We start from the raw sequence: 25,301 nt of genomic DNA, 5'->3' as shown, positions 1-25,301 counted from the left end.
CCGCTGTAAGAGCGGAACCCATATCAGCCATCACCCAAATAACGGATATGCCCCCCAATCAGCGAGCCTTCACCGCCTCAACCCACCCCGGATCCAACCGCGTCTGGTCAGGCTCAATCCCCAACCCCCGCATCCTCTCCAGGTGCTCATCAACCTCGCGCACCAACTGCGCCTGAGAACTCGAATTGGCGTCCAGTTCGTGCATCTGCATCAACCCAAGGTGATAAAACCGCAGCAACTTGATCGCCACCGGATCATTCGCCTTCACCCCGTCAGTCACCTTGTGCATCACATTAGTCACACTCATCAGGCTGCGCTTGAGCTGCCACCCATACACCGCCGGCGCGAACCAGGCCTGGTTCCAGAACGGCCCCCGCACCAGCCCTACGGTAATCAACACCCCGGCAAACACCCCGCCCACATTAAAGCGAAAATTATCCCCCCCAGGCTCACCAAACAGCATCACCGCCAGGCTGGAAAGCACCATCGCCAACACCACAAACAACCCCGCGACTATCAACGTACTGCGTCGCGTCTGCTGGCGAAAAACAATCGGGTCGCACGGTTTGAGCTCAAACATCCAGGGTCAGTCTCCATGGCACAAGTAGGGTTATAACGCCGGCCAGCATCTTCTCATGCTTCACCCGTCGGAGTGACGGTAATCAGGTTGAACGATGGATCAGCGCAATTTCTCTAACCCCTGTAGGCAACCGACCCCCAAGTGAGGTGAACCATGACCCGGTACCAGCAACAGTCGCCCGGCACACCCAACCCCGACCGCACGCCCGGCGAAGAGGAGCGTGACAACGACGCCCTGCGCCCCAACGACCCGGCCGAACGGCAAGACGAAGAAGAGCAGGTCGAGGAAGACCTGGAAAACCTGCACGACAAGGCCCGCCCGCTGTAGACCCGGCGCGCCAAGGAGGTAGTTATGACTAATCGTACAAGCGGCCCGCATTCATCCGAGCATTCCAGCGGCAAGGACGAATTGGGTTTCGACCCCGATTCCCCGGACGTCGCAGACCCACAGGTCGACCCGGTAGGCCCCGCCATTGCCCCGTTGGACAAGCCAGAAAAAACCGGCAAGAAGCCGGCCTATGATCCCCTCGGTGATCTGAAAAAGTGAAACAAGCCCCGCCGTCGTGCGGGGCTTTTTATTCCTCAACCAAGCCGTTTCGGGGCTGTCCATGTCACCTCGGTGATGCCGAACTTCTCCGCCCAGGGACGAGTGGTCTTTTTCACCCGCTCGTGGCCCGGCCGGCCTATCCGCCCCACGTGGGCAATGTCGGCATCAACGGCCGCCCAATGCCACGCTTCGGCGTTGTTCATGACCTCGGCACGCACCACAAAGGTTTTTGGTTCGCCGTGTAGCAAGTAGTGGATGGTGTAGATCATTGCGGTACTCATGATGCCTCCCTGTCTTGTAGTGAATGGATATAAATCAGTTCAGAAAGGTTCAGAAAGTTTGTGCATCTGAGGGCTTGCATTTGATTCAACCCACAATTGGCAAATAACCGCCGTCAGGGTATTAGTGGTGCTTTCGCCACCGACTCCAGGATTGCGTCATGCCAGAGCTGACCCACAGCCGCCTCTACCTGCAACGTCTGGGCTACGACACGCCGCCTCCGCCCACCCTGCAAACCCTGCAGGATCTGCAGTTGCGCCATGTCAGCACCTTCGCGTTTGAAAGCCTGTCGACCCTGCTGCACGCACCGGTGCCGATCGATTTGCCGAGCGTCGAACAAAAAGTCCTGTTCGACGGCCGTGGTGGTTATTGCTACGAGCTGAACCAGCTGTTCCTGGCCTTGTTGCAGGAGTTGGGCTTCGAGGCGCGGGGCATTACCGGCCGTGTGGTGATGGGGGGGCCACCCGATGCACTGACGGCGCGCACCCATCGGCTGAGCCTGGTGACCCTGGACGGCGTGCGTTACATCAGTGATGTCGGCTTTGGTGGCATGGTGCCCACCAGTCCCTTGCAACTGGACACCGATGCCACCCAGGCCACCGCCCATGAACCCTATCGCCTGAGCCTGGACGAGGGCAGCTACACCTTGTGGGCGCAGGTCGCCGGTGAGTGGCGCGGCTTATATGTGTTCGACCTGCAGGTGCAGTCACACTTCGACTACGAGATCGGTAACTGGTACGTCTCCACCCACCCGGATTCGCCGTTCCTCGGCCAGCTGAAAGTCGCACTGATTGGCCCGGGATTTCGCCGCACGTTGAACAACGGGCAGTACGCGATTCACTACCTGGACCGGGCCAGCGAAAAGCGTGCAATCGAGGACGTCGAAGAGTTGCTGAACCTGTTGCAGGCCAGCTTTGGCATTCGCCTGCCGGAGCATCCGCAGTTGCGGTCAATTCTCGGTCGTTTGCTGGCTCACGTCCAAGACGCTTGATATAGAGCCTTCGCTGAACCGTTTTACCTCGAAAAAGGTGCAAATTAATTCGAACCTTTCGCCAAAACGAGGGTTCGAAGCGTTTCCTGAATAATTTGCCACCTGCAATGGAGACGTAAAACGATGTCCAAACTATTCGGAAAGATCCTCAAGAATTCCTCGGTCCTGGCCTTGATCGCGGCACCTGGTGTGGTGTTCGCCGCAGCGCCGACCGACCCGATTTCCACCTTCGGGATCCTCGGCAGCTACAACGACTTCAAACTCGAAGGCGGTAGCCAGAGCGACAAGGACCACATGCCTGAAGCCGGCCTGTTCTATAACTTCGGCAACAAGCTGACGGCTGAATCCGGCTTTATCTACCAGGCCGGTATCGAAGCCAAGTACGGCGAGAAGAGCGACAACAAGCTCAAGGAGGGCCAGGCCGACCTCGACCTCGGCTGGCGTGCCGCGCTGGATGCGCGCAACTTCGTCGACGTGCTGGTGGGTGGCGGCTACAGCTGGACCCGCTACGAGCCGGACTCGGGCGACTACGACATGAAACTCACCAACAAATCGCCGTTCGCCAAGGCGGCCCTGGGCTACAACCACCAGTTCGATGACATGACCATGCGTGTTGAACTGGGCGCCCGCCATACCATCGACGGCCGCGCCAAGCTCAAGGTCGACGGCATCGGCAGCGACACCGTGGACCTCAAGGACCGCACCAACCCGTACGCCGAAGTCAGCCTGCTGATGAACCAGAAAGGCGATCTGCCAGTGATGGCGGGCCTGTACTACACCCGCACCGAGTACAAGCTCGATGACGATTCGTACGTGGCCGACAACACCAAGCTCAAGCGTGACGAGTACGGGTTCAAGGTCGGTATAGCCTTCTAAATCTGCCTGACTGATTGTTCCCACGCTCTGCGTGGGAATGCATCCCGTGACGCTCTGCGTCACAACGCGGACGCAGAGCGTCCAAGGCGGCGTTCCCACGCAGAGCGTGGGAACGATCAGCCGCTGAAGCCTGTCCGCCCAAGCCCCCCTTTCTGTCCCCCAATACCCTCAACGCCGCGCCCTGGCTGCCTTAGTGTGGATCACGCTTTCACACAATAAGAGAGAAGGTGGCTATGCGGGCAATCAACCCCCGTCGCATCAGTCTGCTGCTGGCCGTGACCTGCCTGCTGACAGCCTGTGGCGACAAACCGAAACATCCCCCCGAACGTGCCACGGCGGCCAATGCCATGCCGAGCGACGCAGCCCTGGCCCAGGTCTACGACACCAGTTGCAAGCTGTGCCACGCCAACCCGGCCTCCGGTGCGCCGCTGACCGGTGACGGCCCGGCCTGGAGCCCGCGCATCGCCCAGGGCCCGGACACCCTGCTGGACCACACCATCAACGGCTACAACGGCATGCCCCCGATGGGGATGTGCGTGCAGTGCTCCGAAGAGCAATTCCTGGGGCTGATCAGCTTTATGTCGGGTCAACACATCCAATAAGAATAACGGGGTAGGCGATGGGGCTTTCACGGCGAGAATTATTGCAGCGCGGCGCGGTAGCCGGCGCGTTCATGGCATTGACCAGTAACCCGGTGCTGGCCCAGTTGGCCCGGGCACCGCGGCTGATTCCCTGGCGCAATTGGTCGGGGGCGCAAACCTGTCTGCCCCTGGCGCGGCTGGCGCCGAAGAACCTTGATGAACTGGTGCAGGTCATCGGCCAGGCACCGGGCAAGGTGCGGCCGGTGGGCTCGGGCCATTCGTTCAGTGCCCTGGTGCCCACCGACGGCACGTTGCTGTCCCTGAGTTACTTCAATGGCCTGCTGGATCACGACCCGCAAACCGTGCAGGCCACCTTCGCCGCCGGCACGCCGATGTCGCGCATGGGCCAGGCCTTGAAAGACGTCGGGCAGGCGCTGCCGAACATGGCGGATATCGACTACCAGACCCTGGCCGGGGCGATCTCCACTTCCACTCATGGCACCGGTGTGGGCTTCACCTCATATTCCGGTTGCGTCACCGGCCTGCAACTGGTGACCGCCCAGGGTGAGGTGCTGGAATGCGACGCCAAGCGCCACCCCGAGGTGTTCAGTGCCGCGCGGGTGTCCCTCGGGGCCCTCGGCGTGGCCACCCAGGTCCGCCTGCAAAACCGCGCACCGTACCGCCTGAGGGAGTGCCAGTGGATCGCCAAGACTGAAGAACTGCTGGAGGACGTGGCTAAGAACACCCGGGAAAACCAGCACTGGGAAATGCTCGTGGTGACCCATTCCGACTACGCCCTGTCCATCGCCCTGAACGAAACCACCGACCCCGAAACCCCGCCCATCGACCCGGCGGAGGCGGGCGGCAACGAGTTTGTATCGATCATCGAGAAACTCGACAAATACGGCAGCGATTTCCCCGAGGCCCGGCGTACCTTGCTCAACAGCCTGCGCTTTTTTGCCAGCTTCGATGACCGCGTGGCCGAGTCGTTCCAGGTGTACGCCAACGTGCGCAACGTGCGTTTCAACGAGATGGAATATTCGGTGCCCGCCGAGCACGGACCGGCATGCCTGCGGGAAATCCTCAAGCTGATCAACGACAAGGACCTGCGCACCTGGTTTCCCATCGAGTACCGCTACGTCAAGGCCGATGACATTCCGCTGAGCATGTTCGAGGGCCGCGACAGCTGTTCGATTTCCGTGCACCAGCACTACACCATGGACCACCACAACTTCTTCGCCGCCGTAGAACCGATCTTCTGGAAATACGCCGGTCGCCCGCACTGGGGCAAGTTGCACACCCTCAATGCGCGCACCTTGCAGCCGCTGTATCCGCGCTGGGAGGAATTTACCCGAGTGCGCCGCGAGCTGGACCCCAGCGGCAAATTCCTCAATGCGCACCTGTCGTCTATTCTGGGAGTGGCCTGATGAACCGCAGACATTTCATGCTCGGCACCGGCGTGTTGCTGGTGGGTGGTGCCATCTTGCTGAGGCCGGGCGACCGGGGCAGCCCTTACACCGAGTATTTCCGCAGCCTCAACCAGGAACTCAAGGCCCATGGGCCGATGCGCCCGGTGATGCTGATCGACCTCGATCGCCTGGACCACAACATCGACGTGGTGATGCAGTCAGTGCAGCGCGGCGGCAAACATCTGCGGCTGGTGGAGAAATCCCTGCCGTCGCCGGGGCTGCTGGCGTACATCGCCAAGCGAGCCGGCACCCAGCGCTTGATGTCGTTTCATCAGCCATTTCTGAATCACGACGCCCAGGTGTTTCCCGACGCCGACATCCTGCTGGGCAAGCCGTTGCCGGTGCGTTCCGCCGAGTTGTTTTACCAAACCCACAAGGGCCCGTTCGACCCGTCCCGCCAGCTGCAATGGCTGCTGGACACGCCCGAGCGCCTGCAACAATACCTGGCGCTGGCCCAGGGGCTGGGCACCAAACTGCGGGTCAATATCGAGCTGGATGTGGGCCTGCATCGCGGCGGCATCAGCGACAACGCGGTACTGGGGCAAATGCTCACGCTGATCAGCGCTCATCCGCAGCAGCTGGAATTCAGTGGGTTCATGGGCTACGACCCGTTCGTGGGCATGGGCGTGCCGGGGATTCTCGGCTCGCCCCAGGACCTGTTCGACAAAGTCATGCAGCGCTACAACGGCTATGTGGATTACACCCGCCAGCACTTTGCGCCGCTGTGGCGCGACGGGCTGACGTTGAATACGGCAGGCAGTCCGAGCTATCGCATTCACGAGCAGGAGAAGCTCAGCAGCGAGGTATCGGTGGGCACGGCGTTGCTCAAGCCGACGCACTATGACTTGCCGTCGCTGAGCGAGCATGTGCCGGCGGCCTATATCGCCACGCCCGTGTTGAAAAGCACCGGGCCGGTGGACATTCCGGCGCTGGACGGCAAGTCGCGGTTGTTCTCGTGGTGGGATGCGAATCAGCGCGCCACGTTCTTTATTTATGGGGGCAACTGGATGGCGGAGTTTGAATCGCCCAGGGGGTTGCAGAGCAATGACCTGTATGGGCGCAGCTCCAATCAGGAGATGGTCAATGGTTCGCCCAAGGTGGGGCTGAACGTGGAAGACCAGGTGTTCCTGCGTCCGACCCAGAGTGAGTTCGTGCTGTTGCAGTTCGGGGATTTGCTGGCAGTGCGGGGCGGGAAAATCGTCGATACCTGGCCGGTCTACACCTGACAACGCCGTCCCACTGTAGGAGCGAGCTTGCTCGCGAAAAACCCAAGGACGACGCGTTCATCCAGACGGCCCGCGTTATCGTTTACGTTTTTCGCGAGCAAGCTCGCTCCTACAGTTTTTGCCGGGTTTACAGGGCAAACGGAATCGTCAGCTTCGCCCACAACATGTCGCCTTCCGGGCGGTTCTGCACATCAAACTCCTTGGCCCAGCGCACCTCGGCACTCGCATACTTGAGGAAGGTGAAATACACCGCCGGACCGATCGCAAACACCTGGCCCTTGACCCCGTCATCCACATCTTCGCCATAGATGTTCACCACGGTATGCCCGTATTGCTTATCGTCGGTGGTCTGCTTGAGGTAGTAGCCGTTGAGCCCAAGGCTGAGGTTATCCGTCACCTTGTAGCTGGCCGAGTAGTCGAAGTGAAAAATCTGCCCCGAACGGTAATGGGTGTCGGGGTTTTCCTTGTTGAAGCTGTAGGTGGTCTTGATCGACAGCTCAGTGCGCTCGTTGGGCATCCAGGTCGCCGACACCAACGGTTTGTAGGTGTAGAAATTGTTGCTGGTATTGGCCAGGCGCGTGGCGTCGTATTCGCCGGTGGGCAGGGTGATTTCCAGGGCGGTGCCCACCGTCAGGTTCTTGCCCAGGTCCCAGAGGATGATCGGCGCCACGGTGGTGTCGCCCATGCTTTCCCGGGTGTCGGACATGCCGAACAGCGACACCTGTTGCTTCAGGTAGGACTGGGCGATGTAGCCGCCCAGGCGCCCGCCGAATACCCGCAACGGGCTGAGGTAATCCAGGCGCGGGATGATCGCGTCGGACTTGATCTTCACGTCCGGCACCTTGCCACCCAACGAGCTGATATCGAGCTTCCTGGCTTCGTAATGGTTGTAGTAAATGTTGAAGGCGAACATGTGATCGGGCAGGTTGTTGACATCCAGCGGCAGGATGTAGAAGCCATCGGTGCCGGGGCCGATGTTGTCGACGCCGCCTTCGGTGGCCAGGGCCGGCAGGCTGATGAGGGTCAACAGGGCGAGTTGCACGGGGTAAAACGCACGGGTCGTGTTCATGTCTGGGCTCATTATTATTATCAGGACGACGCTGCCTATAGAAATAAGCCCTCGGCGCCCGGCGGGGCAGGGTATTGGCGGCCACATAGGGGGACTTTGGCGGACAGCTTTCATCCAGAGTGCAGCAGTTCTTGCAAGAGCCTATGATTGTCAGGATGTTTCCAAAACAAGAACTGAAGCACTCAGTCGGGAATCGAAGATCCATGCAAAGGAAAGCCGTTGATCCGCACTATGATCTGGCCCTGGTCTCGCCATTTCTGTTGCAAACCCTCGGCCAAGTGGTCGCGCAAAAAGGCGCGAGCGCCGAGCACCTGTGCCGTGGCCTGGGATTCACCCTGGCCGACCTGGACGACCCGGCCCAGCGCATTTCCTATCGCCAGGCGGTAGCGATGATCCAGCGTGCACTCAAGGTGTTGCCCGACCAGGGGCTGGGCCTGTGGGTAGGCCATCAGAACGTACTCGGCACCCTGGGCCTGCTCGGCCATGTGATTTCACTGTGCAAGACGTTGCGCGATGCGTTTGCCATCGGGGAACGTCATCAGCACACCTCCGGTGGTATCGCCACCTCGCGCACCCATGAAGGCCCCCAGGAAGTTTTCGTCGATATCGAATGCCTGCTGCCCTACGCCGAGGTGCAGGTGTTTGCCGCCGAGGAGTTCTTCGCCAGCCTGATGGTGTATGGCCGCGCCCTGGTGGGCGAGGGCTTCATGCCGCTGCGGGTCGAATTTATCCACGCCGCGCCCAGCTATGTCGCTGACTATCACCAGCTGTTGGGTGCGGATGTGCGTTTTGGCTGCCTGCATAACCGCATGGTCCTGGCCAGCCACTGGCTGGATGTGCGGCTGCCCAATCACCATGCCCTGGCCTTGCGCCAGGCCCTGGAACTGCTGGAACTGGAAAGCGCGCAACTGCATCAGAAAATGGATTTGATCCAGGCGGTGGAGCGCGCGATTTCCCGGGATTTGCAGGGCAGCCAGCTGGAAAAGGTCGCCAGTGACTTGAACATGAGCGGGCGTACCTTGCGCCGGCGCCTGACCGAGCATGGGCTGACGTTCGAGGGCTTGCTGGAACAGGTGCGCAGGGCAAGGACCATGGGCTTGCTGAGCAACCCGGGGTTGTCCATCGAACGGATCACCGAGGAAGTTGGCTACAGCGATGTGCGCAGTTTTCGGCGGGCGTTCAAGCGCTGGACCGGGCTGAGCCCCAGTGCGTTTCGCGGTGAAGGCGCAGGGCCGGGGTGATCGTCAGGATTGGCCCCATTGGCTACCTGATCTTTCCCCGGATTGGCTATTTGTCCAATGCCCCCTCGTCACTACTCTAGACACCAATCCCCACTGTTCTGGAGTATCACCATGCAAGCTCGTACCGACTTCTACACCGCCTCCCCGGATGCCATGAAAGCCATGCTGGCCCTGGAGGCTGCCGTCGGCAAACTGTCCATCGAACTGCCGCTGCTGGAACTGGTGCGCCTGCGTGTGTCGCAGATCAACGGCTGCGCCTTCTGCCTCGACATGCACACCGCCGACGCCCGCAAGGGGGGCGAGACCGAGCGTCGCCTGTACACCGTGTCGGCCTGGCGTGAAACGCCGTTCTTCACCCCCCGTGAACGTGCCGCGCTGGCCTGGGCCGAAAGCCTGACCCTGCTGAGCCAGACCCACGCACCGGATGCAGACTTCACCGAACTGGCCGCCCACTTCAGCCCGCAAGAGCAAGTCGACCTGAGCGTGGCGATCGCCACCATCAACAGCTGGAACCGTCTGGCGGTGGGTTTTCGCAAGATGCCTAAATAACCCGACAAGACGCCGGGATGACTGATCGTTCCCGCGCTCTGCGTGGGAATGCCGCCCCGGACGCTCTGCGTCCAGCGGGCGATGCAAGGCTCAAGTCTTGCGTACGGGTGACGCGGAGCGTCACGGGATGCATTCCCACGCAGAGCGAGGGAACGATCAATGAAGCCGATCTACCACCGGGTTACAGCCAGTCGGCATTCACTTGAAGTAACCCCGTGGCGTGGCGCCGGTCATGGCCTTGAAGAAGGCGATCAGCGCACTGTCACTGGCAAAGCCCAACTCAAAGGCGCAGTACCCGAGACTGCGCCCGGTGGCGAGCAGCTCGATGGCGCGCATCAGGCGCCACTGCTGGCGCCATTGCTGATAGCCCATGCCGGTTTCCCGCAGGAAGATCCGGCCGATGGTTTTGCCGCTGGCGGCCACCTGGCGTTGCAAGGCTTGCAGCTCCGGTGGCAGCGCGTCGAGGTTCTGCAATAACGGCGCCAGGCGTTTGTCCGTGGGCAGGGGCAGCAGCAGCGGTTGCTCGACTGCCTCGCGGATTTCACTCAGGCACAGCGCCAGCAAATGCGCGTATTTGCCCTGTTGCCAATCGGTGTCGAACTCCGCCATTGCCATGGGCTCCAGCACCGCCCGCAGCAGCGCACTCACCTCAATCACCCGCACTTGTGCCGGCAACTGCCCGGCCAATGCCGGGCTGACATACACCGAACGGTAATCCACGGTCTGTTGCATCACTGCCCGGTGCGGCACACCGCCGGGAATCCACGCTGCCCGAGTGGGCGGCAACAGGCACAGTTGGTTGGCCAGGGTAATGCGCGTGCAGCCCTGTTGGGTGAACAGCAATTGCCCGCGCTGATGCTGATGTACACCGGAGTCGTGATCACCCAGCAGGGCGGCGATGCCCACCACGGGCGCGTCGAAGCGGTCGGGATCGAAAGGTGTCTGCGCCGCCAGCCATGCCATGGGATGTCCGATTTCATTGATAAGGTGTCGAAGTCTGGATAATACGCCAGCTGCCGCTGTTTAGACTCCCTGGCCTGTTTACTCGTGAAGAGCGTCTGGATGATGTTGAAAAACTTGCTGGTGCTGGCGGTGGCGCTGCTGATGTTCCCGCAAATCGCACAAACCCTGTATAGCCCTGCGCTGGCGGATATCGGCCAGGCGTTTGCGGTAGGGCCCGAGGCGGCGGGGCAGACCTTGTCGGTGTACTTTCTGGCCTTCGCGTTCGGGGTCGTGGTGTGGGGACGCTTGTGTGACCGCTTCGGCCGGCGCCCGGTGATGCTGGCCGGGTTGGCCCTTTATGGCGCGGCCACAGCGCTGGCCTTGGGCGTGCGTTCGTTCAACGGCCTGTTGCTGGCCCAGGCGGTGGCGGCGTTTGGTGCGGCGGTGGGGTCGGTGGTGACGCAAACCGTGCTGCGCGACCGCTTCAGCGGTGCCGGGCTGGCGCAGGTGTTTTCAGTCGTGGGCATTGCCCTGGCGGCCAGCCCCGCCATTGGCCTGTTCACTGGCGCGGGCCTGGTGCAGCACTTTGGCTATCGCGGGGTGCTCACAGGCTTGTTGCTGCTGGCGCTGACGTTATTGGCCTGGTGCCTGTGGGCCTTGCCGGAAACCCGCCCGGCCTCGCTGCCCACAGCGTCGTTGCGCGGCACCCTGGGCCTGATGCTCAAGGATGCGGCGCTGTGGCGTTCGGTGGGGCTGGTCGCGGTCTTCAATATCGCGCTGTTCAGCTATTACAGCCTGGGGCCGTTTGTGTTCCAGCGCCTGGGGTTGTCTGCCGAGCAGTTCGGCTACAGCGGCGTCCTGCTGGCGTTGGGCTCGGGGCTTGGGGCCTGGCTCAACAAGGGGTTGCTCAAGCGCGGGGCCGGCAGCGAACAGCTGGTGCTGGCAGCCGGTGGCGTGATGTTAGTGGGCAGCGTGCTGGTGGTGCTGTTACAGGACCGTTGGCTGTTCGTGTTGCCGATGCTGTTGGTGGTCATGGCCTTCGGCATGGCGATTCCCAATGTCCTGGGGGCGGCACTCACGGCTTATCGCGACCGCCTTGGCACCGCCGGTGCCTTGTTCGGTTTGCTGTATTACCTGGTGATCGGGGTGGGGTTGACCCTGGCAGCCTGGGTCCAGCAGTTGGGCTGGACCCTGTTGGTGTGCGCCTTGGCGGCGCTATGCCTGGCGATCCCGCGTACCGTCAGAAATTGACCGTGGCACTCAAGCGCGCCGTCAACGGCGCACCCTGGAACAGGTAGTCATCGCCCATGTATTCGCCAGCATCGCGCCAGTAACGCTTGTCGAACAGGTTGTCGACGCTCAGGCGAAACACCGTTTCATAGCCATCGAGTTTGGTGGTGTAGCGGCTGCCGACGTTGACGATGGCGTAGTCGCCCACTTCCACATCACCGGTGCGATTGGCGTACTTGTTGGCGCTGTATTGCACGCCGCCGAGCAGCGCCAGGCCGTCGACCCAGGGCAGGGCGTAGTCGGCGTACAGACTGGCCCGCAGTTTCGGCACGTTGATCGCTTGATGGCCTTCGTATTCCGGCGTGCCGCTGCCCGTCACCCGTGCACGGATGGCCGCGACGCTGGCGGCGATCTGCAAGCGCTGGGTGGCCCAGCCGTTGGCGGACAATTCCAGGCCGGTGTTTTTCTGCTCGCCCTGTTGCACGTAGGTGTAGTCGCCGGCGTCATCCGGCCTGGCATATTGATAGGCCTGGCGAGTCTGGAAGATCGCGGCGGCAAAGCTGATGCGGCGCCAGTCGTATTTCACCCCGGCTTCGATCTGGCGGGAAACTGTCGGGGCGAGGGTTTCATCTTTATTCAGGGCAAACCACGGCGCGGTACCGCCCAGGGACAGGCCTTTGCTGTAGCTGGTGTAGAGCGACAGGTTTTCAATCGGTTTGTAGATCAGTGCCGCCTGGGGCAGGAACACATACTGCCGGGTGTGGCGCGACTCGTTGCCCTGATCATCGAAAGCCTTTTCGTCCAGGCGCACTTCGCGGCCGCCCACGATGGTCTGCCATTGCTCGTTGAAGCTGATGCGGTCGGTGACGAACAGGCCGTATTGGCGGCTGTCGAGGTTGCGATGGCTATCGTTCAGGGGCTTATCGGTGGGCGCGAAGTTTTCCGGGTCCTGATTGATATTGCCGGAGCCAATCATTTCGTTGACCGATTCGCGCTTGTCCACCACTCGCCGAAACGCACTGCTGCCAAACGTCAACTCATGCCCCAGGCCACCGGTATTGAACAACCCGGTCATCGCGGCCTGGATTTCATCATCGCGCCGGGTGTCATCAGGGCTGCGGAAGTCATAGATATCGTAGTTGCCTTCCGGGCTGAAGTAGTTCGGTACCTTGGCCCCGGCACAGCTCGCGGACCCGTAGCAGCCCCACGCAAACGAACTGTAATCATCAATCACCACCTTGCTGCGCGCCGCGCTGACGCTGCCTTTCCACTGGTCACTGAAGCGATATTCAAACTTGCCGTTGAGGTTCAGCGAATCAATCCCCACCTGATTCGCACCGCTCTGATGCCCCAGCAGTTTTTTCGGCGACGCGTCGTGCGGCACCTCGGTCCCGCCCAGCAGCTGATAACCCGGCACCGAGCGCTGTTGCTTGTTCTGATACTCGGCATCCAGCTGCAATACCGCGTCGGGGCTGATGTTCCAGTCGAACGCCAGGGACAGGAAATCCCGGTGGCCATTGGCATGTTCGACATAGGAATGCAGGTCTTCATGGGCCACGTTGGCGCGCAGGCCAAACTGCTGCTCGCTGCCAAACCAGCCGCCCACGTCGGTGGCCAGGTAACCACTGCCGCGATCATCGGTGGACACCGTCACCGAGCGCACATCCTCCGGGCGCTTGGTCACGTAATTGATCACGCCGCTGGGCTCGGAAATCCCGCTTTGCATACCCGACAATCCCTTGAGCAGCTCCACGCGCTGCTTGTTCTCCAGGGCAACGTTCTGCTCGCCGGTGATGGTGCGGCCATTGATCTTGTAACTGCTGGCGGCATTCAGCGAGAAACCGCGCACCACGAAGTTTTCGTAGTAGCCGATGGGCGCATAGCTGTCGCCCACCGAGGCGTCATTGCGCAGCACTTCGCTGAGCAAGCGCGCCTGCTGGTCCTTGATCAACGACTCGTTGAACACCGCGATCGAGGCCGGCGTGTCGAGCAACGGCGCCTCATTGAAAGCGCCCACCGACGCGGTGTCGGTGTTATAGCCGGATTCATCCTGGCCCTGGACCTTCACCTCCGGCAGCTCGATATCAGCCGCCTGGCTGCTTCCAATACCTGCGCTGAGCAACAGGCCGAGGGCAAAACGTGAAGGGGCAGCGGGGCGAAGACGCAAAACCATGGGGGAAGGCCTGAGAGCGCAGAGCGGAGGGCGCATAAGCTAGGCATAACGGCGGCGTTTTACAAGTTTTCGAGAATGGTTCGCTTTGAGACGACCCGTCTCAGCCCGCAGATCAATCCTGCTGCTGCTCGACAGCGGCCCCTGGCAACTGCGATAGACAAGGCTTCTCTCACCGTTGAAGGAGATCGTCATGAGTATCGCTGGAAAAGTTGCACTGGTGACCGGCGCCGGGCAAGGCATCGGCCGGGCCATCGCCCTGCGCCTGGCGCGGGATGGCGCCGACATAGCGTTGGTGGACATCAACAGCGCGAAGATTGAAGCGGTGGCGGCCGAGGTGGTTGCACTGGGGCGCAAGGCCTCGGTGTATGTCGCCGATGTCTCGAAGCTGGAGCAAGTGGTCGCGGCGGTGGACCATGCCCACCAGACCCTGGGCGGCTTCGACATCATCGTCAACAACGCCGGCATCGCACAGATTGACGCACTGCTGGACGTGACTCCGGAACAGGTCGACCGCACGCTGCGTATCAACGTGCAGGGCACGCTTTGGGGCATCCAGGCCGCAGGCAAGAAATTCAAGGCGCTGAAGCAGAAGGGCAAGATCATCAATGCCTGCTCGATTGCCGGCCATGAAGGCTTTGCGTTGCTGGGGGTGTATTCGGCCACCAAGTTTGCCGTGCGTGCGCTGACCCAGGCCGCCGCGAGGGAACTGGCCAGTGACGGGATTACCGTCAACGCCTACTGCCCGGGTGTGGTGGGCACGGATATGTGGGTCGAGATCGACAAACGCATGGCCGAGATTACCGGCGCCGAGGTGGGGGCGACGTACAAGAAGTATGTGGACGGGATTGCGTTGGGCCGGGCGGAAACGCCGGAGGATGTGGCGGGGCTGGTGTCGTACCTGGCGGGGCCGGATTCGGATTACATGACCGGGCAATCGCCGTTGATTGATGGCGGGATTCTGTACCGCTGAGCTGGCGGAATCACTCGGTCAAAAAATGTGGGAGCGGGCTTGCTCGCGAAGGCGGAGTGTCAGTCACCGGAAATGTTGACTGGTACACCGCCTTCGCGAGCAAGCCCGCTCCCACATTTTTGACCGTGTTGGGTCAGTGCTTGCCGGGCATGTCGATACCCAGCTGGTTAACCCGCCGATACAAGGTCGCCCTGGAAATCCCCAACGCCTGCGCCGCCGCCAGCGGCTTCCATCGATGCCGAATCAGTGCGTCCAGCACCAACTGCCGCTCAGGACTCACGCTTTCCGATGTTTCCACCGCAACCGCGTCACCACGAACTTCCACCGGCAAATCCGCCAATTGAATCGTCCCGCCATCGCACACCGCACACGCATACGCCAACACATGCCGCAGTTGCCGCACATTCCCCGGCCAGGCATAACCCAGCAGCGACTCCAGCGCCGCTGCCGCGATCCCGACCGCAACACCGCTGTGCCGCGCCTCCTGCTCCAGAAGCCGATTGATCAATGCCAGTTTGTCCATGCGCTCGCGCAATGGCGGCACACAGAACCGCGCACAGCCCAACCGGAAATACAAATCCTCGCGAAAGCTTCCAGCACTCACCAGCGCCGCCAAGTCCCGATGGCTGGCGCAGATCACCTGGATATCCACCGCCCGGGTTTTTGCCCCGCCCAGCGGCGCCACTTCACCTTCGGCCATTACCCGCAGCAGTCGCGTCTGCAACGCCAGCGGCATGTCGCCGATCTCGTCGAGAAACAACGTGCCGCCATCGGCCTGCAACAGCAGCCCGGTCATGCCCTTGCTGGAGGCACCGGTAAATGCCCCGGCCACGTAGCCGAACAGTTCGCTCTCGATCAGGTTTTCCGGGATCGCCGCGCAGTTCACCGCCACAAAGGGTCCGTCGCGACGGGCGCTGCGTTCATGCAACTGGCGGGCAAACACTTCCTTGCCGGCGCCGGTTTCGCCCTGGACCAGCACCGGCAGGTTGCGGTCCTTGACCCGCACGGCCAGGCGCAGATGTTCTTCTACTCGCGGGTCTACCTGATGACTCGAAGACACCGTCGCACGTGCAGCCTTACGCCGCGGCGCGCTGACCCGTACCTGCAACGCCCCCGGCTCGCCGAACCAATGCAACTGCTGCGTCGATTGATCGGTCACGGCGCGCAACGCGTCCAGGTCAAACACTTCGCCGATATGCTCCGGCAATTGCCCGAAGCGCAACCTCAGGGCCTGCCGCGCCTTGCTGTTCAAGGCTTGCAGCCGCCCATCCTGATCCCACGCCAGCAGCATGTCCGGCTGGCTGTCGACGTAACCGGGCGTGCTGTGGGCCTGCAACACCCAATGTTGCCGGGCGCTGTGCATGAAAAACGCGTTCTCGATGGCCCGCGCGCTTTGCGCCACCATCTGCCGCACCAGGTGTTGGCTGCGCCGGTCATCCGGCGATTTCAGGGCGGAGGCGTCCATCACGCCCAGCAGGTTGCCCTGGGGATCAAAGATGGGTGCGGCAGAGCAGGTCAGGCCGATAAACGCCGCACGAAAGTGGTCGCGCTTGTGCACGGTGACCGCGGCCTTGCTGGTCAGCACCGTGGCCACGCCGCAGGTGCCTTCCTCGGCTTCCGACCAGCAGGTGCCCAGGTACAGGCCGGCCTTGCGGCAGTCGTTGCGAATGCCGGCGTCCACACGATGGTCGATGGTCTGGCCCTGGGCGTCGGTAAGCATCACGCAGTAATCGGCGTGGCGCACCCGGTTGTGAATCTGCCCGACTTCCTCGCTGGCGATGCGCATGAACAGTTCGGCGCGTTCGCGGCATTCCTTGAGCAGGGTGCTGGTGAGGATGCGCGGCCCTTGCAGGGAACCGGGGTCGAGGTGGTGCTGCTCCATGGAGCGGCGCCAGGAATCAAAAATCAGCGACGGCACCGGCGCCTGGGGCAGGCGGTCGGCGTTGCGTACCACGCGGCTGACACAGTCGACATGGTCCTTGGAGTTCACGGCGAGCATTGAAGCCTCCGGTTCTCGATCCTTGTTGTTATGCCCGCCATTAAGCGCCCATGGGCCGGGAGGAACAAGGCCGGCCTGACCAACTGCCCGAGGTGAGACGCAGCGTCTCATTGCGCCTGAGACGCTGCGGGCAGGTTGCAACGGCGCGTCTCATTGAACGGCCCACAGTGGCACGTCCACGCTTCCAGACAACTGCTCTGGGTCAAGGCTTTTCCGGGTTTTCCAGCGGATTGGCACAGGCCGTGCTGAGTGCCTTGCAGCTGGCCTGATCCAGCCTTTTGTGTGTCGAGACAACCTGGAGAACAACAAGATGTCCACTCACCTGTCCACCGATCAATTGCTCCATGCCTACACCGTGATGCGCACCATCCGTGATTTCGAAGAACGCCTGCACGTGGAATTCGCCACCGGCGAGATTCCCGGTTTCGTGCATTTGTATGCCGGCCAGGAGGCCAGCGCCGCCGGGGTCATGGCCCACCTCAACGATGAAGATTGCATCGCCTCCAACCACCGTGGCCACGGCCATTGCATCGCCAAGGGCGTGGATGTGTTCGGCATGATGGCCGAGATCTACGGCAAGAAGACCGGCGTCTGCGGCGGCAAGGGCGGCTCCATGCACATCGCCGACCAGGAGAAGGGCATGCTCGGCGCCAACGGCATTGTGGGTGCCGGGGCGCCGCTGGCAGCCGGTGCGGCGCTGGCGGCCAAGCTCAAGGGCAGCGGGGGGGTGGCGGTCGCGTTTTTCGGCGACGGCGGCTCCAACGAGGGCGCGGTGTTCGAAGCGATGAACCTGGCCTCGATCATGAACCTGCCGTGCCTGTTCGTGGCCGAGAACAACGGTTATGCCGAAGCCACCGGGTCCGGCTGGTCGGTGGCCTGCAAGGACATTGCCGAGCGCGCCGTGGGTTTTGGCATGCCGGGGGTGATTGTCGACGGCAACGACTTTTTTGCCGTGCACGCCGCCCTCGGCGTTGCGGTAGAGCGTGCCCGCAGCGGTAAAGGGCCGACGCTGGTGGAGGTCAAACTGAGCCGTTTCTACGGCCACTTCGAAGGCGATGCGCAAACCTATCGCGGCCCGGACGAAGTGAAAAACCTGCGGGAAACCGGCGACTGCCTGAGCCTGTTTCGCCAGCGCTGCACCGCCGAAGGCTGGCTCGACGCGGCTCAGTTCGAACGCATCGACACCGAAGTCGCGCAGCTGATCGAAGACGCCGTGCGCCTGGCCAAGTCCGATCCCAAACCCCAGGCCGCCGACCTGCTGAGCGATGTCTACGTCGCCTACCGCTAACCGCCACCCACTACAAAAACAATCCGTGGAGAAGTCATCATGGCTAGAAAAATCAGCTATCAGCAGGCAATCAACGAAGCCCTGGCCCAAGAGATGCGCCGCGACCAGAGCGTGTTCATCATCGGCCAGGACGTGTCCGGCGGCACCGGTTCGCCCGGTGAACAGGACGCCTGGGGTGGCGTGCTCGGCGTCACCAAGGGGCTGTATCCGGAGTTCCCCGACCGCGTGCTCGACGCGCCGCTCTCCGAGGTCGGCTATGTAGGCATGGCCGTCGGCGCCGCCACCCGAGGCATGCGCCCGGTGTGCGAATTGATGTTCGTCGACTTTATCGGCTGCTGCCTCGACCAGTTGCTCAACCAGGCGGCGAAGTTTCGCTACATGTTCGGCGGCAAGACCACCACACCGCTTGTAGTGCGCGCCATGTACGGCGCCGGCCTGCGTGCGGCGGCCCAGCATTCGCAGATGCTCACCTCGATGTGGACCCATATCCCCGGGCTCAAGGTGGTGTGCCCGGCCACGCCCTATGACGCCAAGGGCATGCTGATCCAGGCGATCCGCGACAACGACCCGGTGATTTTCCTCGAGCACAAAATGCTCTACAGCCTCCAGGGCGAAGTGCCGGAAGAGCTGTACACCGTGCCGTTCGGCGAAGCCAACTTCGTGCGTGAAGGCAATGACGTAACCCTGGTGACCTACGGGCGCATGGTGCACATCGCCCTGGAAGCCGCCGCCAATCTGGCGCGCCAGGGTATCGACTGCGAAGTGTTGGACCTGCGCACCACCAGCCCGCTGGACGAAGACAGCATCCTTGAAAGCGTGGAGAAAACCGGGCGCCTGGTGGTGATCGACGAGTCCAACCCACGTTGCTCGATTGCCACGGACATTAGTGCATTGGTGGCGCAACGGGCGTTCGGCTTCCTGCGCGCGCCGATCGAAATGGTCACCGCGCCTCACACGCCAGTGCCGTTCTCCGATGCCCTGGAGGACCTGTACATCCCCAACGCGGCGAAGATCGAAGCTGCGGTGCTGAAGATTGCCGACAAGAGGAATGCCGCATGATCCATACACTGACCATGCCCAAGTGGGGGCTGTCGATGACCGAGGGCCGGGTTGATGTCTGGCTCAAGCAGCCGGGCGACCGGGTGGAGAAGGGTGAAGAGGTGCTGGATGTCGAGACCGACAAGATTTCCAGCAGTGTCGAGGCACCCTTCAGCGGGGTGCTGCGGCGGGTGTTGGCCCAGAGCGATGAGACCTTGCCCGTGGGGGCATTGCTGGCAATCGTGGTGGAAGGCGAGGCCAGCGAGGCCGAGATTGATGGGGTGATCGAGGCGTTCCTGGCGGGGTTCGTTTCCAGTGCCGCCGAGGCTGAAGCCAGCGGGCCATCGGCACAGAAGGTCGAGGTGGGCGGGCGCCTGCTGCGCTATCTGGACCTCGGGGAGGGCGGCACACCGCTGGTGCTGGTGCACGGCTTTGGTGGCGACCTGAATAACTGGCTGTTCAATCACCCGGTGCTCGCGGCTGAGCGGCGGGTGATCGCCCTGGATTTGCCGGGGCATGGCGAGTCGGGCAAGTACCTGCAAACGGGCGAGCTTGAGGAGCTGAGCCAGGCGGTATTGGCACTGCTGGATTATCTGAAGGTTGACCGGGTACACCTCGCCGGGCATTCCATGGGCGGGCTGGTTTCCCTGAACCTCGCGCGGGTGGCACCGCAGCGTGTGGCGTCGTTGACCCTGATCGCCAGCGCTGGATTGGGTACGCAGATCAACAGTGATTACCTGCAAGGTTTTATCGACGCGAGCAATCGCAATGCACTCAAGCCGCAACTGGTGCAACTGTTCAGCGATCCGGCGCTGGTGACCCGGCAGATGCTGGAAGACATGCTCAAGTTCAAGCGCCTGGAGGGTGTGGAGCAGGCGTTGCGGCAGATCACCGGGGAGTTGTTCAGCGGTGGTCGGCAGTTGGTGGATCTACGCAACGTTGTCGGGCAGCAGCCGAGCCTGGTGATCTGGGGCAGTGAGGACGCAATTATTCCGGCGAGCCATGCCCAGGGGTTGGAGGCTCAGGTGGAGATACTGCCGGGGCAGGGGCATATGGTGCAGTTGGAGGCGGCGGAGCGGGTGAATCAGTTGATGCTGGCGTTTCTTCGGACCTGATCGTTCCCACGCTCCGCGTGGGAACGATCTTCAAATGTGGGAGCGGGCTTGCTCGCGAAGGCGGTGTATCAGTGCCAGATTTATTGACTGACCCACCGCATTCGCGAGCAAGCCCGCTCCCACACAAGCCAGCTCCCACACAAGCCAGCTCCCACACTTACCTCTGGCGCTTCAGGGTCTCGCTGGGCAACTCCTGAAACAACGCCCGATAGCTGTTGGAAAACCGCCCCAAATGCCAGAACGACCAATTCATCGCCACCTCCGCGACGGTGGTGTCCACTGACGGCGGGTTCAACAACTCCCGCCGTGCACTGTTCAACCGGCGCAACCGCAACCACTGCGCCGGGCTCATCCCGGTATACGTCTTGAACCCGTGCTGCAACTGGCGCAACGGCACCCCGGCAATGCGCGCCAGCTGCAGCAGGTTGACGGTTTCATCCGGCACATCCGCCGCCCATTCGCCAATGCGCGCCATGATGATTCGCTCCTCGGTGCGTCGCTGCAATGAGCCCTTGTCGAGGCACACGCAGGCGTTGTCGAGGATGAACAGGCAGTCGTCGAGCAACTGTTGCGTAAGGGCATCACGACTCGGCGGGTCCAGCGTCGCCGACAGCCGTGTCAGCGTGCCACTGAGCCAGCGGCTGAACAACGGGTTTTGCAGGGAGTTGAGCGGGGCCATGAACAACCCCTCCAGCTTCGCCACATCCAGACCATGGCGCTGGACAAACTGCGGCCCGAACACCACTGCCACTTCGCGGTAGTTTTCCGGGGTGATCCAGGTGTTGCGGCTTTCGCCATTGAGCACGTACAGCGCGTTGTCGCTGCCATCGAAACAGAACGCCAGGGAACCCGGCGGCGCGTTGAAGTTCTGCTCCACCCGGGTGTTCATCCGCTCTTCGTACACCTCGACACCTTGCAGGTCGAGGTAGCGGATCTGCCCGGCGAAATGCCCTGGGGACATCTGCTGGTACTGCTGCACCCAACCGGGTGTCGCACTGCATTGAGCGGCCACATCACCGGTGGTGAAGGCCTGTACGCGCAAAGCTGTTGCCTGTGTCATGGGTAACCTGGGCGCACTCTATTGGTGCGTTGTGGTTGGCGCAAAGTGGATAGATGCCGTTGGACGGCTGGCCCAAGATAGACCTCAATGCGCCGCGAGGGAAGCCCGCGGCGCAGCATCCAACCCATGACGAGGTCCTTATGAACGCCCCCTTCGATCAGCTGTCCGCCTGGCTGAAAGAACACAAGATTACCGAAGTCGAATGCGTGATCAGTGATTTGACTGGCATCGCACGCGGCAAGATTTCGCCCACCAACAAGTTCCTGCATGAGCGAGGCATGCGCCTGCCGGAAAGTGTGTTGCTGCAAACGGTAACCGGGGACTTTGTCGACGACGATATCTACTACGACCTGCTGGACCCGGCCGACATCGACATGATCTGCCGCCCGGTGTCCAACGCCACCTACGTGGTGCCATGGGCCATCGAGCCGACGGCCATCGTGATCCACGACACCTTCGACAAGCAGGGCAACCCCATCGAACTGTCGCCTCGCAACGTGCTGAAAAAGGTCCTGCAACTCTATACCGACCAGGGCTGGCAGCCGATTGTCGCGCCGGAGATGGAGTTCTACCTGACCCAGCGCTGCGAAGACCCGGACCTGCCGCTGAAGACCCCGCTGGGCCGTTCCGGTCGCGCCGAAAGTGGCCGCCAGTCGTTCTCCATCGACGCTGCCAACGAGTTCGACCCGCTGTTCGAAGACGTCTACGACTGGTGCGAAGCCCAGGGCCTGGACCTCGACACGCTGATCCATGAAGACGGCCCGGCGCAGATGGAAATCAACTTCCGCCACGGCGACGCCCTGGACCTGGCCGACCAGATCACCGTGTTCAAACGCACCCTGCGCGAGGCTGCACTCAAGCACAACGTGGCGGCCACCTTCATGGCCAAACCGGTGGCCGACGAGCCCGGCAGCGCCATGCACCTGCACCAGAGCGTGGTGGAGATCGCCACCGGCAAGCAGGTGTTTGTCGATGAGCACGGCAACAAGAGCCAACTGTTCCTCAACCACATCGGCGGCCTGCAGAAGTACATCCCCAAGCTGCTGCCGATGTTTGCGCCTAACGTCAACTCGTTCCGCCGCTTCCTGCCGGACACCTCGGCACCGGTCAATGTCGAGTGGGGCGAAGAAAACCGCACCGTCGGCCTGCGTGTACCGAGTTCCAGCCCCGACGCCATGCGCGTGGAAAACCGCCTGCCGGGTGCCGACGCCAACCCGTACCTGGCCATCGCCGCCAGCCTGCTGTGCGGCTACCTCGGCATGATCGAAAAGGTCGAGCCCAGCGCCCCGGTGGAAGGCCGTGCCTACGAACGCCGCAACCTGAGGCTGCCGATCACCATCGAAGACGCCCTGGCGCGCATGGAAGAGTGCGACACCGTCAAGCAGTACCTGGGGGACAAGTTTGTGCGCGGCTACGTCGCGGTCAAGCGTGCCGAACACGAGAATTTCAAGCGGGTGATCAGCTCCTGGGAACGTGAGTTCCTGCTGCTGAGCGTCTGACGAATCGTCCGTAGCTTAGCGAGGCTGCCGTCGGGCCCACCGCAATTGTGTCCGATACATCGCTACGCAGCCTCGCCAAGGCTCGACAGCTGCTACGGGCAGAATGGCTGGATGAATACATAAAAATCAATCAAGCAAAGGGGTGTCGATATGCGTCTGGTGAAAAAGCTTCTCCCGCTGGCCTTGGCGGCATTGTTCAGCAGCGCGGGCCACGCCGCGCAGACGGTCAGTGTGTACAACTGGACCGACTACATCGGTGAGACCACCTTGGCCGACTTCCAGGCCAAGACCGGGATCAAGGTGATCTACGACGTGTTCGACTCCAACGAAACCCTGGAAGGCAAACTGCTCGCCGGCCGTACCGGCTACGATGTGGTGGTGCCGTCCAACCACTTCCTGGCGCGCCAGGTAAAGGCCGGCGCGTTCCTCAAGCTGGACCGTTCGCAGCTACCCAACTTCAAGAACCTCGACCCCAAGCTGCTCAAACTGCTGGAGAAAAACGACCCGGGCAACGAGCATTCGGTGCCGTACCTGTGGGGCACCAACGGCATCGGCTATAACGTGGACAAGGTCAAGCAGGTGTTGGGCATCGACCATATCGATTCGTGGGCCGTGCTGTTTGAACCGGAGAACATCAAGAAGCTCCACGAGTGCGGCGTAGCATTCCTCGACTCGGCGGATGAACTGTTCCCGGCGATCCTCAACTACATGGGCAAGGACCCGCGCAGCGAGAATCCCGAAGACTACAAACAGGCCGAGGCCAAGCTGCTGACCCTGCGGCCGTACATCACTTATTTCCATTCCTCCAAGTACATCTCGGACCTGGCCAACGGTGATATCTGCGTCGCCTTCGGTTATTCCGGCGACGTGTTCCAGGCGGCCAACCGCGCCAAGGAAGCCAAGAACGGCGTGAACATCGCCTACTCGATCCCCAAGGAAGGCAGCAACCTGTGGTTCGACCTGCTGGCCATCCCGGCGGACGCCGCCAACCCGAAAGCCGCCCACGCCTTCATCAACTACTTGCTGGACCCTGAAGTGATCGCCAAGGTCAGCGCCAGCGTCGGCTACGCCAACCCGAACCCGGCGGCCAAGGCCTTCATGGCCCCCGAGCTGGTGAACAACCCCGAGATCTACCCGTCCCAGGAAGTGCTCGACAAACTCTACATTTCCACCACCCCGACGCCCGCCGTCATGCGCTTGATGACGCGGTCCTGGAGCAAAGTGAAGACCAACAAATGAACCGTTCCTCCTCTGACCACGCTCGTTCCTATTACCTGGCTTCGGCCAACACCATGCCCCGGCGCCCAGCGCTGGGGGCTGACCTGATCGCCGATGTGTGTGTGATCGGCGGTGGGTTCACCGGGGTCAACACCGCCATCGAACTGGCCCAGCGCGGGCTGTCGGTGATCCTGCTGGAGGCCCGGCGGATTGGCTGGGGCGCCAGCGGGCGCAATGGCGGGCAGTTGATTCGCGGGATTGGGCATGACGTATCGGGCTTTGCCAGGTACGTGGGGGAGGAGGGCGTGCGTTACCTGCAGCAGGCCGGGATCGATTCGGTGGCGTTGGTGGGCGAGCGGATTCGCGAGCACGGGATTGACTGTGATTTGCGCTGGGGGTTTTGCGAGTTGGCGAATACGCCGGCGCAGTTTGCGGCGTTTCAGGGGGAGCTGGAGAGCCTGGCTGCCTTGGGGTATGCGCCTGAAACACGGTTGGTGGCATCGCAGGATATGGCGCAGGTGGTTGGCTCAGGCTTGTATGCCGGTGGCCTGGTGGACATGGGCTCCGGGCATCTGCACCCGTTGAACCTGGTGCTGGGGGAGGCTGGTGTGGCCGAATCCCTTGGGGTGCGGATCTTTGAAGACAGCCCGGTGCTGGAGTTGATCCATGGCGACACGGTGCAGGTGCGTTGCGCGTCCGGCACCGTGCGCGCCGGTAACCTGGTGCTGGCGTGCAATGCGCATCTGGAGGAATTGGAGCCGAAGTTGAGCGGCAAGGTGTTGCCAGCGGGGAGCTACATCATTGCGACCGAGCCGCTGTCGGTTGGGGTGGCTGATCAGTTGATTCCGCAGAACCTGGCGTTGTGTGATCAGAAAGTGGGGTTGGATTATTACCGCCTTTCGGCGGATCGGCGGTTGTTGTTTGGGGGGGCTTGTCATTATTCGGGGCGTGATCCGGTGGATATCGCGGGGTATATGCGGCCGAAGATGCTCAAGGTTTTTCCGCAGTTGGTGGATACGGCGATTGAGTTTCAGTGGGGGGGGAAGATTGGGATTACGGCTAACCGGTTTCCGCAGGTGGGGCGGTTGAAGCAGCACCCGAATGTGTTCTATGCCCAGGGGTATTCGGGGCATGGCCTTAACGTGACGCATTGGTGTGCGCGGTTATTGGCGGAAGGAATTCATGCGGGGCAGAGTAAAGGGTTGGATATTTTCAGCCAGGTGCCGCATATGACGTTTCCCGGGGGGAAGGTGTTGCGTTCGCCGCTGTTGGCGTTGGGGATGTTGTGGTATCGGGTTCGGGAGATGGTGGGGTGATTGATTGGGTACATATCCGTTTCTTCGGTAACGGCCACCTATGGTT

24 protein-coding genes are annotated in these 25,301 nt (G+C 61.9%); 17 read left to right on the top strand and 7 right to left on the bottom strand.

The annotated features are described in order from the left end of the window. Positions 1-58: 58 nt before the first annotated feature. Positions 59-580 carry a DUF3087 family protein gene (locus HX824_RS31095; RefSeq protein WP_177055977.1) on the bottom strand — a complete coding sequence of 174 codons (522 nt, stop codon included), beginning with the start codon at positions 578-580 and terminating at the stop codon, positions 59-61. A gap of 153 nt (positions 581-733) precedes the next feature. Between HX824_RS31095 and HX824_RS31090 the strand changes: the two genes are divergently transcribed. Next, positions 734-907, top strand: coding sequence for a hypothetical protein (locus HX824_RS31090; RefSeq protein WP_173883076.1), 174 nt, complete (start codon positions 734-736; stop codon positions 905-907). Positions 908-931: 24 nt separating this feature from the next. Beyond that, on the top strand, positions 932-1,126 hold the full coding sequence (locus HX824_RS31085; protein WP_003210890.1) for a DUF6021 family protein: 195 nt from the start codon (positions 932-934) through the stop codon (positions 1,124-1,126). A gap of 35 nt (positions 1,127-1,161) precedes the next feature. Here the strand turns inward: HX824_RS31085 and HX824_RS31080 are convergent, their stop codons facing one another. Next, positions 1,162-1,407, bottom strand: a complete 246-nt coding sequence (locus HX824_RS31080; RefSeq protein WP_023658994.1) for a DUF6555 family protein — start codon at positions 1,405-1,407, stop codon at positions 1,162-1,164. Positions 1,408-1,565: 158 nt separating this feature from the next. Here HX824_RS31080 and HX824_RS31075 point away from each other — a divergent pair, with 158 nt between their 5' ends. The 5 genes from HX824_RS31075 (at position 1,566) to HX824_RS31055 (ending at position 6,548) form a co-directional block, all read left to right on the top strand. Next, positions 1,566-2,396 carry an arylamine N-acetyltransferase gene (locus tag HX824_RS31075; RefSeq protein WP_087693363.1) on the top strand — a complete coding sequence of 277 codons (831 nt, stop codon included), beginning with the start codon at positions 1,566-1,568 and terminating at the stop codon, positions 2,394-2,396. Between the two features lie 123 nt (positions 2,397-2,519). Further along, on the top strand, positions 2,520-3,272 hold the full coding sequence (locus HX824_RS31070; protein WP_003210885.1) for an outer membrane beta-barrel protein: 753 nt from the start codon (positions 2,520-2,522) through the stop codon (positions 3,270-3,272). Between the two features lie 233 nt (positions 3,273-3,505). Beyond that, a complete protein-coding gene (locus HX824_RS31065; protein WP_003219191.1) occupies positions 3,506-3,874 on the top strand; it encodes a cytochrome c5 family protein in 369 nt (122 codons plus the stop codon). A 77-nt stretch (positions 3,875-3,951) separates the two neighbouring features. Next, entirely contained in the window at positions 3,952-5,280 is a 1,329-nt protein-coding gene (locus tag HX824_RS31060; RefSeq protein ID WP_177055979.1) for a D-arabinono-1,4-lactone oxidase, read from the top strand. Positions 5,281-5,339: 59 nt separating this feature from the next. Beyond that, the gene (locus HX824_RS31055) at positions 5,340-6,548 is read left to right on the top strand and encodes a DSD1 family PLP-dependent enzyme (RefSeq protein WP_177022924.1); all 1,209 of its coding nucleotides are present in this window, start codon (positions 5,340-5,342) and stop codon (positions 6,546-6,548) included. A gap of 127 nt (positions 6,549-6,675) precedes the next feature. Here the strand turns inward: HX824_RS31055 and HX824_RS31050 are convergent, their stop codons facing one another. Then, positions 6,676-7,617 carry a transporter gene (locus tag HX824_RS31050; protein ID WP_177055975.1) on the bottom strand — a complete coding sequence of 314 codons (942 nt, stop codon included), beginning with the start codon at positions 7,615-7,617 and terminating at the stop codon, positions 6,676-6,678. Between the two features lie 203 nt (positions 7,618-7,820). On the opposite strand from HX824_RS31050, the gene HX824_RS31045 reads away from it, so the two are divergent. Both HX824_RS31045 and HX824_RS31040 read left to right on the top strand, forming a co-directional pair. Beyond that, positions 7,821-8,858 carry an AraC family transcriptional regulator gene (locus tag HX824_RS31045; RefSeq protein WP_008430730.1) on the top strand — a complete coding sequence of 346 codons (1,038 nt, stop codon included), beginning with the start codon at positions 7,821-7,823 and terminating at the stop codon, positions 8,856-8,858. Between the two features lie 111 nt (positions 8,859-8,969). After that, positions 8,970-9,407: a carboxymuconolactone decarboxylase family protein gene (locus tag HX824_RS31040; protein ID WP_003219182.1), complete on the top strand. Its 438-nt coding sequence runs from the start codon at positions 8,970-8,972 to the stop codon at positions 9,405-9,407. 198 nt (positions 9,408-9,605) lie between these two features. Here HX824_RS31040 and HX824_RS31035 read toward each other — a convergent pair whose 3' ends face one another. Next, positions 9,606-10,370, bottom strand: coding sequence for a helix-turn-helix transcriptional regulator (locus tag HX824_RS31035; protein WP_177055974.1), 765 nt, complete (start codon positions 10,368-10,370; stop codon positions 9,606-9,608). Positions 10,371-10,469: 99 nt separating this feature from the next. On the opposite strand from HX824_RS31035, the gene HX824_RS31030 reads away from it, so the two are divergent. Further along, entirely contained in the window at positions 10,470-11,600 is a 1,131-nt protein-coding gene (locus tag HX824_RS31030; protein ID WP_003219178.1) for an MFS transporter, read from the top strand. Here the strand turns inward: HX824_RS31030 and HX824_RS31025 are convergent. Further along, entirely contained in the window at positions 11,590-13,752 is a 2,163-nt protein-coding gene (locus tag HX824_RS31025; RefSeq protein WP_087694140.1) for a TonB-dependent siderophore receptor, read from the bottom strand. The genes HX824_RS31030 and HX824_RS31025 overlap by 11 nt on opposite strands. Positions 13,753-13,942: 190 nt before the next feature. Between HX824_RS31025 and HX824_RS31020 the strand changes: the two genes are divergently transcribed. Continuing rightward, positions 13,943-14,722: an acetoin reductase gene (locus tag HX824_RS31020; protein WP_008430737.1), complete on the top strand. Its 780-nt coding sequence runs from the start codon at positions 13,943-13,945 to the stop codon at positions 14,720-14,722. 133 nt (positions 14,723-14,855) lie between these two features. Here the strand turns inward: HX824_RS31020 and HX824_RS31015 are convergent, their stop codons facing one another. After that, positions 14,856-16,721 carry a sigma-54-dependent Fis family transcriptional regulator gene (locus HX824_RS31015; protein WP_008430739.1) on the bottom strand — a complete coding sequence of 622 codons (1,866 nt, stop codon included), beginning with the start codon at positions 16,719-16,721 and terminating at the stop codon, positions 14,856-14,858. Positions 16,722-17,031: 310 nt separating this feature from the next. On the opposite strand from HX824_RS31015, the gene HX824_RS31010 reads away from it, so the two are divergent. The 3 genes from HX824_RS31010 to HX824_RS31000 are packed head-to-tail and all read left to right on the top strand — an operon-like array spanning position 17,032 to position 20,162. Continuing rightward, the gene (locus HX824_RS31010) at positions 17,032-18,009 is read left to right on the top strand and encodes a thiamine pyrophosphate-dependent dehydrogenase E1 component subunit alpha (protein WP_177055972.1); all 978 of its coding nucleotides are present in this window, start codon (positions 17,032-17,034) and stop codon (positions 18,007-18,009) included. 39 nt (positions 18,010-18,048) lie between these two features. Continuing rightward, complete coding sequence (locus HX824_RS31005) at positions 18,049-19,068, top strand: alpha-ketoacid dehydrogenase subunit beta (protein WP_177035638.1); 1,020 nt, start codon at positions 18,049-18,051, stop codon at positions 19,066-19,068. Further along, complete coding sequence (locus HX824_RS31000; protein ID WP_177055970.1) at positions 19,065-20,162, top strand: acetoin dehydrogenase dihydrolipoyllysine-residue acetyltransferase subunit; 1,098 nt, start codon at positions 19,065-19,067, stop codon at positions 20,160-20,162. Before HX824_RS31005 ends, HX824_RS31000 begins: the two co-directional genes overlap by 4 nt. A gap of 157 nt (positions 20,163-20,319) precedes the next feature. Here HX824_RS31000 and HX824_RS30995 read toward each other — a convergent pair whose 3' ends face one another. Continuing rightward, on the bottom strand, positions 20,320-21,222 hold the full coding sequence (locus tag HX824_RS30995; RefSeq protein WP_102368651.1) for a helix-turn-helix domain-containing protein: 903 nt from the start codon (positions 21,220-21,222) through the stop codon (positions 20,320-20,322). Positions 21,223-21,362: 140 nt separating this feature from the next. Here HX824_RS30995 and HX824_RS30990 point away from each other — a divergent pair, with 140 nt between their 5' ends. From HX824_RS30990 to HX824_RS30980, 3 genes are all read left to right on the top strand, one after another. Continuing rightward, positions 21,363-22,721: a glutamine synthetase family protein gene (locus HX824_RS30990; protein ID WP_003219154.1), complete on the top strand. Its 1,359-nt coding sequence runs from the start codon at positions 21,363-21,365 to the stop codon at positions 22,719-22,721. A 150-nt stretch (positions 22,722-22,871) separates the two neighbouring features. Further along, entirely contained in the window at positions 22,872-23,960 is a 1,089-nt protein-coding gene (locus HX824_RS30985; protein ID WP_003219153.1) for a polyamine ABC transporter substrate-binding protein, read from the top strand. Next, positions 23,957-25,255, top strand: coding sequence for an FAD-binding oxidoreductase (locus tag HX824_RS30980; RefSeq protein ID WP_177055968.1), 1,299 nt, complete (start codon positions 23,957-23,959; stop codon positions 25,253-25,255). The genes HX824_RS30985 and HX824_RS30980 overlap by 4 nt, the downstream gene beginning before the upstream one ends. The last annotated feature ends 46 nt before the right edge of the window (positions 25,256-25,301 follow it).

The sequence above is a fragment of the Pseudomonas sp. D4002 genome, from assembly GCF_013385665.1.
Lineage (GTDB): Bacteria > Pseudomonadota > Gammaproteobacteria > Pseudomonadales > Pseudomonadaceae > Aquipseudomonas.
This window is presented reverse-complemented; position numbering and strand designations above follow the sequence as displayed.